Raw genomic sequence first — 12,605 nt, forward strand, 5'->3', positions numbered from 1 at the left:
GTAGAGACAAGGCATTGCTTTGTCTCTACAAAATATTTTCTTAATTCTTCGCACCTTGCACCGCATTTGGTTTTGATTGCTGTTGCATTGGATTTGGTTGTGCTGGACGAGTTTGTTTGAATACTTGGAAACGAGTCGGCTCTTCTGGTTCACGTGGGAAACTGTTCGTTTTTGTATCAATATCGGCTGTTTCATAGAATGGGTCAAGTGTCCATTTTACTACTTTTTTGTCCGTCGGAATTACTTTCTTGATTTCTTTGTCGTTCAAACGCCAGATTTCGGCAGGAATTCTGATTACTTCGTCGGTTCCATCTTCGTAATTCATTTTGATAATTACTGGACTTGGTAAACCTCCTACGTTTTTCAAATTCACAACGTAAAAATTCTTATTTGATTCTACCAATTTCTTTTCGTCTTCTGCTAAACCTGCCATTGTTTGGTCAAAGCGTTTTTTATCGGCTTCTGAAGTAGCAAATTTGTCGTAAGAATTATAGAAATCTCTCATATCAGGATTTTCTTCTACCACTGTTTTCTGAATATCTTTTTTGTTACGAATATTGCTGATGGTCTGACGTTTTGCATCTGCATCTGCTTTTGCTTTTTCGTTCTTTTTTTCTGGCGTAAGGTTATCTATTCCAAACCATTCTACATTTTCGATAGATAAATCCACAGGCTCAACACCGTAGAACCAACCTTTCCAGAACCAATCTAAATCGACACCAGAAGCATCTTCCATAGTACGGAAAAAATCTTGCGGAGTTGGGTGCTTAAATGCCCAACGACGAGCGTATTCTTTGAACGCTGCATCAAATAATTCACGTCCCATTACGGTTTCACGAAGAACCGTCAAAGCTGCCGCAGGTTTTGAATAAGCATTTGGACCAAAAGCCATGATGTTATCTGAACTCGACATAATTGGTACTTGTTGCGTTTTATCAGTACGCATATAACCGACGATACTTTGTGGCGTTCCACGAGATTCAAAATCTCTATCCCACTCTTTTTCAGCGAGTTCTTCACAAAAAGTATTTAGACCTTCGTCCATCCAAGACCATTGACGTTCATCTGAATTGACAATCATTGGGAAGAAATTATGTCCAACTTCGTGAATAACTACACCAATTAAAAAGTCTTTTGTTCCTTCCGAATACGTTCCATCTGCTTCTGGTCTTGCACCGTTGAAGGAAATCATTGGGTATTCCATACCACCCACTGGGCCATGAACCGACTGAGCCACTGGATATGGATAAGCAATGGTATGTTTTGAATATGAACGAAGTGTATGTGCTACCAACATCGTTGAATACTGTCCCCAAAGTGGATTAGCTTCTTTCGGAAATGCCGACATTGCCCATACTTTTTTACCTTCAATATCTACTTGCATAGCATCCCAAAGGAATTTCCTTGAACCTGCAAAAGCAAAATCACGCACATTTTGAGCCGCAAAAGACCAAGTTTTTTTACCAGATGGTTTGGCTTTCTCTGCCGCCGTAGCTTCTTCTTGCGTCACAATCATTACGGGACGAGTGGCAGTTTTGGCAGTTTCTAAACGCTTCAATTGTGAAGCAGAAAGCACCTGAGCCGCATTTTGTAATTCACCAGTACCCAAAATAACAAAGTCGTTTGGAGCAGTAATTGACACTTTATAATCCCCGAAAGGAACGGTAAATTCGCCTTGTCCCAAAAACTGTTTGTGTTGCCAACCGTTCACGTCGTCATACACGCACATACGTGGAAACCACTGAGCTAATTCGTACAAATAATTGCCATCTTTCGGGAAATATTCATAACCACTTCTTGCTCTTGTAGCAACGGCATCAGTAATATTAAAACTCCAATCAACTGAAAATGAGAAACTTTGACCTGTCTTCAAAGACGTTGGCAAGTCAACTCTCATCATGGTTTCATTGATAGTAAATTTCAAAGGGTTTCCAGCACGGTCTTTTACCGATATGATTTTGTAACCATATTCTTTACCTGCCAAAACATTCGTTGAAGCATTTAAACGTGCAAAAGATGTTCCTTGACCACTTACCGACGAAGTTGAAGTCAACTGAGCAATTCCGTCTTTTTTGAAGTTATTTTGGTCTAATTGCAACCATAAATAACGAAGTTCATCGGGCGAAAAGTTTTTGTACGTAATTACTTCCGAAGCCGTCATTGATTGATTTTGGTCGTCTAATTCGGCTTTGATGTCATAATCAGCACGGTTTTGCCAGTAATCTTTCCCTGGAGCTCCAGAAGCAGTACGGTAAGAATTTGGCGTGGGTAACATGGTACCAACTTGCTCAAAACGAGTATTGCCATTAAACTGATTTGTAGGCTGTTGAGCAAACGTAGTGACGCTTTTTATGGATGAAAACAAAAAAAGCAGGAGGAGTATTTTTCGAGTCATTTTTTAAGTTGATGATTTTGAAATGCGTTAAAACGATGAAGATACTTAAAAATCAAAAAAGTTTTATACAGTTTTATAAAATCCTTGACTAAAACTTGATGAGTGGTTTTCACTTTTCTTGATAAATTAATGATGCTTTTGCTCAAGTGTTGATAACTCCAAAATACTCTCTGCCATTTTATCCATAATATTCTTTCTATTGAATCGACGTGTAAATTGCTCCCGACAAATATTCTGTGACTCAAAATTCTCTAAAACATGAATAAATTCGTCAATATTACAAGGTTGAAAAATAAGAGAATCACTCAAATACGTTTGCAAAAATTCCCTTGCGTAACCATTTACACCCGCAATAATTGGCTTATAAGTTGCTCCATATTCAAAAATCTTAGAAGGAAGCACTTTCTCAAAAGCCTGATAATCATTTAGATGTAGAAATAGAAAGTCACTTTGGTAATAATATTGAATCAGCTCAGAACGACTCACCGTTGAAATTAATTTTACATTATTTACTTTTAAATCCGTTAATTTATCGACTAATCGTTGTTTCGTTCCTCCGTCTCCAATCACATTGAAAATATATTTATCTTCCAATCTTTTTGCCACTTCGGGAATGATTTTCTCTAAACCTTGCCCTTCCCCAATATTTCCCGCATACGTAATTATCGGAATTGAATTCTCAGGTTTTTCAGTAAAATCATTTTCTAAAAAAGTATCATCTATTCCATTGGTAAAAAAGGTAGTTTTTCCTTTAAAATAAGCAAAAGTATCGCTAAAACCTTCCGATACTAAATTGAGATGAGTAGCCGACCGAATGGTATATTTTTCAATTTGCTTAATAATTGGCAGTAAAAAGAAGCGAATAAGTTTATTTTTAAAAACGTCTCTGATAGTATCGCTCAAAATATCTCGAATATCTAAATACAACGAAATTTGCCTATTTTTAGCAATTTTTGCCCCTAAAAATCCCGTAAATAAGCGTGAAGAAGTAGCGTAAATGAGGTCATAATGTTGATTTTTCGTGAGTCGATTAACTCCTTTCCAATATTCCCAAAACGCTAAAATTTGGTCAACTATTCCGCTTTTATGGTCAGGCATAGGAATGCGGTGAATGGTCAAATTTGGGGATTGTTCGTAAGTCAGTGCATCGTCTCGTTTACTTTGATAACGATTTGGCATGGCTGCAATAACTTCAATAGAATCATCATTGGCTATTTTTTGCTGTAACGATTCGACTAAAGCCGAACTTCGGAAAGAACCCGCACAAAAGTCAGGCGGAAAATAGAAGGTTAGAATCAATATTTTCATGGTTTTTAGTAGAATAAATAATGGTTGATATAGAATTGGTAAAATATAAAACTACCATTTTTGCAGAAATTAGTTTATTATATTCTTCGGAATAATGATAATCGTTTTGTTCAATTTTTGTAACATTTTCAACATAAATTTCTCCTACATTGGTTATGATTTTATCATTCATAATCTGTAATTCAACATCAGGGTGAAAATGCAAATAGGCTTTTATTGGATAATCTGTTTTACCTAAAACTGTGTCCTTAATGATAATTCGTTGATTTTCTATCCTAAAACTTCGTTGATGAAAAACGCCTAATCTTTTAAAACCGTCATGCGAAGCAACAATTTCATTTTCTGTATCGGTTAAGATTTTCACTTTTGCTCTTCTGCCTACTCTAAAACTTCCCCAAATTTCAGATTGTTCAAAATCACCAATTTGAACTGTATTATGAGCCATCGTTGAGCGTTCTAAATGTCTTCTTTCATTGTTTTGGTAAGTTGAAATTCCTGTATCTACAATAAATGGTTTGTCATCCACATAAAGAACAAAATTGAAAATATCACAATGCGAATGAGCGGGTAAATAATCGGGGGAAACTGTTCCAAGATTGACTAATAATTCAAAATTCCCCTCTTCAAATTTACGATAATTACTTTCTAACAACTCATTTTTTTCAACTCTGATATTCAAGGTATTTGCATATTCCAACAATTGATAAGTTGTCGGAGCAATATTCTTGGCAGCATCCCCCATTAAAGGAATATCACCATTTTTAAAAGTGATTTTTTGTAAAAATCCTACCATTTTTTGAGCATAAAAAACTATCTCATTTTCAAGTTCAGTAAGCTTTTTCCCTTGATTATTTTGTAACAAATTCAAACAATCCAACATACGAAGCAGAACAATTTGATGGTACATGACCGACCTTTCAAAATGGCAACCATCTGCCAAAATTTGTTCGGGCAATTCTACTTTCAGAATCTTCTTCGCTAAGTTTAAGAATGTTTCATTGTCGAAATAAACACCCCCAAACAACAAAGAAAAAGCATTTTCTAACAAATGATTCCCCATTAAATGATATTCCAAATTATCTGCCAAACGAACATACTGAGCCATCAAAAAAGCGTCTATTTCTGCATCTTGAATTTGGTATTTTGACAAGAATTTTATCCAATTAATGCCTCTTAATGAAGTCGGATAGGGTTCTAAACCCGTTTTGAGCGTTGGATAGGCGTATATATAGACACGTATAAGGGCAAGTCCTTGCGATTGGGAAATATCTTCCTGATTCAGAAAGTCAAAATAATTGAGATTATACGCCCATAATTTTCCGAAGGTTTGTTCATTATTCCAATTGATTTGACTGATTGGGAAAACCTGTTCTTGATTCAAAAAACAAAAACGATTTTCACTCGAAAAGTAGCTTTTATTACTTGAAATTGAAGGTTTCAGGACAATTGGAATGCTTTCGGCTGGAATAAATTGAGCATATTGAAAACCAATCATCTTTCGAAATATTGACCTAATTTTATAGAAAATTTGGTAATAAATCTGGATTGGGCGAAGATGGATGATAGTGTAGAAATATTGTAGAATTGTCTTCATAAGGTTTTCGTAACACAGACTTTAGTCTGTAATCTAAAAAACAGACTAAAGTCTGTGCTACGTTTATCAATGCGGAAAGAAAATATAACTCACCCAAATAGCCGTGATAATACTTACTAAATCAGCCGTAAGTCCAGCCCAAAGGGTATAACGAGTTTGCTTAATACCCACCGAACCAAAATATAAAGCCAATACATAAAAAATAGTATCGGAAGAACCTTGAAAAACGCAAGAAAGTCTGCCCGCAAATGAGTCTGGCCCCGAAGTCTGCATGGTACTAATCATCATCGCTCGTGAGCCTCCCCCACTCAATGGGTGCATCAAAGCCGTTGGTAAAGCATCAGTAAAAGCGGTGTCAATTCCCAAAAGAGCAACGCCATCTTTTATCACGCCCACAATTAAATCCAGCGTTCCTGCATTGCGTAAACAACTGATTGCAACCAACATAGCCACTAAATACGGAATAATTTTAACAGAAGTTTCAAAACCTCCTTTTGCACCTTCAATAAAAGCATCAAAAATATCTACTTTCTTCCAAACTGCTCCTAAAATAAACGCCAAAACAAATCCATAAAGAATCAAATTACTCACAATTTTTGACGTTGACTGAACTTCTTCTTGCAGTAAACTTGAAAAATACCATAATACAAAACCCACAAAAGCGGTAATTCCGCCCAACCAAGACATTACAACTTTATCGAAAAGGTTAATTTTTTGCTTGATTGCTACAAAAATCAATCCAGTCAGCGTAGCAAAGTAAGTCGCAATTAAACAAGGAATAAAAATATCAGAAGGGTCTTCGGCTTTGTAAATAGAACGTTGAGCCATAATACTCAAAGGAATCAAAACGGGGCCTGCCGAGTGCAAAACCAAAAACATAATTTGGGCGTTGGAGGCAACTTCTTTATTGGGGTTCAATTCCTGCAAACTCTGCATCGCTTTTAGTCCAAATGGCGTAGCAGCGTTATCCAAACCCAACATATTGGCGGAAAAATTCATAATCATTTGTCCACTCGCAGGGTGATTGGCTGGCACTTCTGGAAACAGTCTATTGAAAAAAGGTCCTACAATTCTGGCTAAAAATCCAATCGCTCCAGCTTTCTCTCCAATAGTTAATAATCCCATAAAAAACGTCATAACGCCCGCCAAAGGCAGGGCAATTTTCATCACGGCAATCTCAGCGGAATCAAACATTCCATCCACAATTACCTTGAAAAGTTCATTTTTTTGCTCTTGAGGAATATCAGGATTTGCCCATTTTATCAAGGCAGTAATGAAAGCCGCTACAAAGAAAAGCACCCACATCGCAGACAGTGGACTTTGTTTTTTGAGAGTGACGAAGCTTAATAATTTTTGGGTAAAGTTTTCCATTGATTTAGTGGGGTTAGCCAGATTTTCTAAATTACTGACTAAATTTATGCCATTATTTCTTACTAAATGACCTAAGTTATGAAAAAAACATCATTGTTCTTAATGATAGCCCTATTTTCACTTTCCTTTACTTCTCACCAAAAAGTAAAAACTAAAGCTCCAAAAACAAAACAAGTCTGTGAATATGAACAAAAAATGCGTGAGCAAGGATTAGTAAATATTCAAGAAATTGACGCTTCTATTTTAGTCGAATTAAAATATTCAAGTACTGATAACTTTGTTGGAAAAGACGTTTATGGTTGTATTTCTCAATGCTTCATGCAAAAACGTCCTGCCGAAATGTTAGCAAAAGCCAGTGAATTACTCCAAAAAAAATATCCTAATTATCGACTATTAGTTTATGATGGTGGGCGACCTGTTCATTTCCAAAAAGTGCTTTGGAATTCTTTACCACAATATACTCCGAGAGAGCGTTCAAAATATGTGGCGAATCCATCAGCAGAGGGTTCAATTCATAGTTATGGAAGTGCGGTCGATTTAACTATTGCGACTACGGACGGTATGCCATTGGACATGGGAACAAAGTATGATTTTTTCGGAGAATTAGCTTATCCCAAAAAAGAATCGTATTTCTTAAGAACCAAAAAATTAAGCGAAAAACAAATCAATAATCGTTTGATTTTGAGGTCAGTTATGAAAGCCTCAGGTTATATGCCCATAGATTATGAATGGTGGCATTTTAATGCTTTTTCCCGACAAACAGCCAAAGCAAATTATCGTATCATACAGTAATAACGCAGACTTATGTCTAAAAATAAAATGTCCGATTATACAAGAAAAGTGTTCGAAATCGGACACTTTTCTTTTTGACAGAATATACATAAAATACTAAAAATCAATTACTTAATCCATCTGGTTCATTATTTGAAACATTTACAGAAGTTTATAAATCCCATAAATGGCTTAATATTCACCTCAAATGGTGAAATATCTTCATATTTCCATTTATCCATAAGAGATAGCCGTTTATCCCAAACTTTTTTAAATCAAAAATTATCATTCGTAACATTGAACCATCAAATGAAAAACAACATGAATCGTTTCCTATTATTCGCCCTCACAATTACCTGTTTAACTTTCCAAACGAAAGCTCAAAATGCTGTGCAAGCCAGCGGTAATGAAACACGATTAAGTTTACAAGAAGCCGTTAACATTGCTCTCAAAAATAATATTTCGGTTAAACAAAGCGAAAATCAAGTATTGATCAACGGTTTACAACTACAACAATCAAGATTCAATCAATTGCCAAATGCCAGTGGTAATATTAACGAATCTTTCAATTTTGGACGTAGTTTAGACCCATTTACCAACACTTTCGTCGATAGAAATATCAATTATAATCAGCTAAGTTTAGGTGGGAATGTTACGATTTTTAATGGCTATCAGCTCAAAAATACAATTGCTCAGAATGATTTGTTATTAAAAGCTACTCAACTTGATTTGCAAGCGATGAGAGAGAATATTTCGTTGCAAGTGGTGCTGTCTTACTTAAACATCATGAACGCCGAAGACCAATTGGCAATTTCTAAAACGCAAACTGGAATTACGCAATTACAAATTGATAGAACTGATAAATTAGTAAAAGCAGGGTCATTAGCACAATCAAATTTGTTTGATTTGAAAGCTCAATTAGCCACCGAAGAAACAACGGTTATCAATAATCAAAGCACTTTAGATTTAGCAAAACTTTCTCTTTTGCAATTATTGAATGATAAAAATATTGCTGATGTGAAGGTTGATAGAATTTCTGTTCCAACGCCATCAACGGCACGATATGACGCTACAATTAGTAAAATTTATGAGATTGCTCAAGAAAGTCAGCCAACAATCAAAGCCGCTGATGTTCGTATTCAAGGAGCTGACAAAGGAATAGAAATTGCCAAAGCAGGATTTTTACCTATTGTTACGGGTAATGTTAATTTTGGAGCAAATCAATCTAATGCACAAAAAGATTATACGTTTAAATCTGTTACGTCTGACCAAAACTTAGGCGTTGTTAAATTTCAAGGACAAGACATTCCATTAATTGTCACGACAACGAATAATGTACCAATCGACAATGGTACAACTGGTTATTTTAAACAAATTGGTAATACCTTTAATTATGGTTTTGGAGTAAATGCTAATATTCCAATTTTCAGTAAATTCGCCAATAGAAGTAACGTTTCAAGAGCAAAAATTCAGAAAGAAAATGCTAATTTAAACGCTCAACAAGCACGTTTGACATTAAGACAAAACATTGAACAAGCCTACACAAATTTGAACAATGCCGCAAAAAGATACGATGCTTTAACAGTTCAAGTTTCAGCCTTGGAAGAATCATTCAGAGCCGCAGATAGCCGTTTCAATGCTGGAGCAATTGATTTTGTAAGTTACAGTTTACAAAAAACAAATCTCGACAAAGCAAAAGGAAACCTTGTTCAAGCTAAATATGACTTTATTTTTAGAACTAAAATTTTAGATTATTATCAAAATAAACCGCTTACCTTTTGATTAGTGACTGGTTATTAATAATTAGTTATTAGTATCTTAAATCGTTACTAATAACCTCAAATAGCTCAATTTAAACCTGACTATACATTGAAAACTAATAACCAATGACTAATCACTAATAACCAAAAAAATGGCAAAGAAATCTTCAAATAAAATCTGGTGGATACTCGGTGGTGTTATCGTCCTTTTGGGCGGTGGCTTATTTATCGCCAAGAAACAAGGACTTATCGGTAAAGAGCCTTCAACTGAGGTAGAATTTACGAAAGCTAAGAAAGCTGACATCATCGAAAGAGTTTCTGCTTCTGGAAAAATTCAGCCTGAAATTGAAGTAAAACTTTCGCCAGACGTTTCGGGTGAAATCGTTGGTCTTTATGTAAATGAAGGCGATTCTGTAAGAGCAGGGCAATTACTATTGAAAATCAAACCTGATAATTACGAGTCACTTTTAGCTCGTGCAGAAGCTCAGGTAAATTCTTCAAAAGCGTCTGTTGAGCAGTCAAAAGCAATTCAGTCGCAATCAGAATCTCGTCTATTAAAAGCAAAAATTGACTATGATAGAAACAAGCGTTTGCACGATGACAAAGTAATTTCTGATGCAGATTTTGACCAATTCAATTCACAATATCTTGTAGCAAAACAAGACGTTGAATCAGCAAAAGCCAATGTTCAATCTGCCAGCTTCAATGTAAAAAGTTCGGAAGCAGCTCTAAAAGAAGCACGGACAAACTTAACCAAAACAACAATTTACGCACCACAAAGCGGAACAGTTTCAAAACTGAATGTTGAATTAGGAGAACGTGTAGTAGGTACTTCACAAATGGCAGGTACAGAATTATTACGAATTGCTAATTTGAATAAAATGGAAGTACGTGTAAATGTGAATGAAAATGATATTACTCGTGTTTCAATGAATGATACCGTAATTATTGACGTTGATTCTTATAGTGCATCAGGACGTAAATTTAAAGGTGTCGTTTATGAAATTGCCAGTTCAGCCAATGGACTTAGCACAACTTCAGCAGCAGCCGTTTCAACCGATGCCGTAACTGAATTTGAAGTAAAAATCAGAGTTTTACGCCAATCATATTCAGATTTAATAGTTGGGAAACGTTCATATCCATTAAAACCAGGAATGACGGCATCAGTAGAAATTATTACTGACCGTAAAAATGGCGTATTATCTGTGCCACTTGCATCTGTAACCACTCGTGACCCATCATTAAAAACCGATGGCGAAGCTAAAAAAGAAGGCGAAGAAGACAATAATCAAGAGCCAGAAAAAGTTATTAAGAAAGACAAGATTAAAGAAGTTGTTTTTGTAGTGGACAAAGCAAACAAAGCAAAATTGAGAGAAGTAAAAACGGGGATTTCAGACTTTGAAAACATCGAAATCTTATCTGGGTTAGCTGATGGTGAAACGATTATTTCAGGGCCTTATATAACGGTTTCCAAGAAATTAAAGGAGGGTGAAATTGTGACAAAGAAAAAAGCGGAAGAAAAGAAAAAGAAGTAAATACTTTTATAAAACAATAAATTAGTTTGGTTTAGGGTTTATGAAAAAGCCGTCTCAGAGTATCTGGGGACGGCTTTTTTGTTTTATAACTTACAAAACAAAAAGGTTTCTTTGAAAACCAAAGAAACCCTTAATACCTATTCTCTAAAAATCTATAAGCTTATCCTCTTAAAACTATCCTACCAATTCTTTCAAATCTTCATCGTTTAACTGCTTACGCTCATCAGCCATCAAAAGGAAACGAGTATAAAGTTTATCCAATTCAGGTTTTTCAAAATCAAAACCAATCAATTGCAAACGGTGACGAAGTGCCGCACGACCTGAACGAGAAGTCAACACAATGGCCGATGAAGGAACGCCAACATCTTCTGGTTTCATAATTTCATAGTTTTCTGAGTGTTTCAAGAAACCATCTTGATGAATTCCCGACGAGTGAGCAAAAGCATTAGCACCTACAATGGCTTTATTGGCTTGAACAGGCATTCCCATCAATCCAGATACAAACGTTGAGAATGGATATAAATGCTGAGCGTTAATTCCCGTGTGGAAACCTAAATCTTTATGAACATTCAAAATCATCGCAATTTCTTCCAATGATGTATTTCCTGCACGCTCGCCAATACCGTTAATTGTTACCTCAACCTGTCTCGCTCCCGCTTGAATACCTGCGATTGTATTAGCCGTAGCCAATCCCAAATCATTATGATTGTGCATTGAAATCGTAGCTTTATGAATATTCGGCACGTTTTCAAACAAATAATTAATACGTTGGAACATTTGATGTGGCAATAAATAACCCGTTGTATCAGGTAAGTTTACTACCGTAGCCCCTGCATTGATAACAGCTTCAGTCAATTGAGCCAAAAATACCAAATCCGCACGCCCTGCATCTTCCGCAAAAAATTCAACATCTTCTACAAACGACTTTGCATATTTAACCGCCCAAATACCACGCTCAATCATCTCCTCACGAGTTGAATTAAACTTATACTTAATATGTGTATCCGACGAACCCAAACCTGTGTGAATTCGTGGATATTTTGCATGTTTCAATGCTTCTGCAGCCGCATCAATATCTTCCTTTTTGGCACGAGTTAAAGCACAAACCGTCGCATTCTTTACCAACTTCGCAATTGCTTCTACCGAACGAAAATCTCCAGGAGATGAAATAGGAAAACCTGCCTCAATAATATCAACCCCTAACAGTTCCAGCTGTTCTGCAACCTGCAATTTTTCCTCCGTATTTAACTGGCATCCTGGAACTTGCTCTCCATCACGTAAAGTAGTGTCGAATATTTGAATTTTCTGACTCATTGCTATGTTTGTTTTTTTCTAAGTCAAAAATACAACGCTCTTTTAGTAAAAACAAATTTAGAAATGTTCGATTTTAGAGATTAATTCTAATTAAAATGATATTATGGCTATTTTTAGAATAAAAAACTAAAAATAATATTTTTTAAAGATTTAAAATCTTACAATACAAATATGTTAGAATAAATATTTTTCTTACTAAAAAATTAAAAATTGTATAAATCTAAGATTAGTATTACAAATACCATTCTTCATATTCAAACAATAATCAATCCAACTTACTCTTTAACATTTATATTGCTTATACATTAAATTAACTATCCATCCTATCTACTTAGGACATCTTCTGTACATTGAAATAAATAACTAATTATTGAAAAGATAACCCCAATAAAAGCCTATGCTTACTAAAAGCTATTAGATAAAATCTCTACTTTATAAAACGCAAAAATCCCTTCTAATGTTGATTAGAAGGGATATGTTAATAGTATTTGGGGTTTATTTACTTTCCCGCATGTGATTGCAGTATCATCAACGGCAGTAGGCTTAACTTCTCTGTT

At 35.3% G+C, this 12,605-nt stretch carries 9 protein-coding genes; 4 read left to right on the forward strand and 5 right to left on the reverse strand.

Translation table 11 applies throughout. From position 1 onward, the window contains the following. Positions 1 to 40: 40 nt before the first annotated feature. From VB796_RS19685 to VB796_RS19700, 4 genes are all read right to left on the reverse strand, one after another. The gene (locus tag VB796_RS19685; RefSeq protein ID WP_323348301.1) at positions 41 to 2,395 is read right to left on the reverse strand and encodes a M1 family metallopeptidase; all 2,355 of its coding nucleotides are present in this window, start codon (positions 2,393 to 2,395) and stop codon (positions 41 to 43) included. Between the two features lie 126 nt (positions 2,396 to 2,521). After that, entirely contained in the window at positions 2,522 to 3,703 is a 1,182-nt protein-coding gene (locus VB796_RS19690) for a glycosyltransferase family 4 protein (RefSeq protein ID WP_323348302.1), read from the reverse strand. Then, the gene (locus tag VB796_RS19695; protein WP_323348303.1) at positions 3,666 to 5,297 is read right to left on the reverse strand and encodes an alginate lyase family protein; all 1,632 of its coding nucleotides are present in this window, start codon (positions 5,295 to 5,297) and stop codon (positions 3,666 to 3,668) included. The genes VB796_RS19690 and VB796_RS19695 overlap by 38 nt, the downstream gene beginning before the upstream one ends. A 66-nt stretch (positions 5,298 to 5,363) precedes the next feature. Beyond that, entirely contained in the window at positions 5,364 to 6,668 is a 1,305-nt protein-coding gene (locus VB796_RS19700; protein WP_323348304.1) for a nucleoside recognition domain-containing protein, read from the reverse strand. Positions 6,669 to 6,746: 78 nt separating this feature from the next. Here VB796_RS19700 and VB796_RS19705 point away from each other — a divergent pair, with 78 nt between their 5' ends. The 4 genes from VB796_RS19705 to VB796_RS23805 all read left to right on the forward strand — a co-directional run bounded on the left by VB796_RS19705 (position 6,747) and on the right by VB796_RS23805 (position 10,944). Continuing rightward, on the forward strand, positions 6,747 to 7,460 hold the full coding sequence (locus VB796_RS19705) for a M15 family metallopeptidase (RefSeq protein WP_323348305.1): 714 nt from the start codon (positions 6,747 to 6,749) through the stop codon (positions 7,458 to 7,460). Positions 7,461 to 7,760: 300 nt separating this feature from the next. Continuing rightward, positions 7,761 to 9,221: a TolC family protein gene (locus VB796_RS19710; RefSeq protein WP_323348306.1), complete on the forward strand. Its 1,461-nt coding sequence runs from the start codon at positions 7,761 to 7,763 to the stop codon at positions 9,219 to 9,221. A 130-nt stretch (positions 9,222 to 9,351) separates the two neighbouring features. Beyond that, a complete protein-coding gene (locus VB796_RS19715) occupies positions 9,352 to 10,734 on the forward strand; it encodes an efflux RND transporter periplasmic adaptor subunit (RefSeq protein ID WP_323348307.1) in 1,383 nt (460 codons plus the stop codon). Positions 10,735 to 10,797: 63 nt separating this feature from the next. After that, a complete protein-coding gene (locus VB796_RS23805; RefSeq protein ID WP_416233532.1) occupies positions 10,798 to 10,944 on the forward strand; it encodes a hypothetical protein in 147 nt (48 codons plus the stop codon). Here the strand turns inward: VB796_RS23805 and VB796_RS19720 are convergent. Next, positions 10,909 to 12,048: a 2-isopropylmalate synthase gene (locus VB796_RS19720; protein ID WP_323348308.1), complete on the reverse strand. Its 1,140-nt coding sequence runs from the start codon at positions 12,046 to 12,048 to the stop codon at positions 10,909 to 10,911. The two genes, VB796_RS23805 and VB796_RS19720, sit on opposite strands and share 36 nt — an antisense overlap. Positions 12,049 to 12,605 lie beyond the last annotated feature (557 nt).

Source organism: Arcicella sp. LKC2W, from assembly GCF_034931005.1.
Classification (GTDB): Bacteria; Bacteroidota; Bacteroidia; order Cytophagales; family Spirosomataceae; genus Arcicella.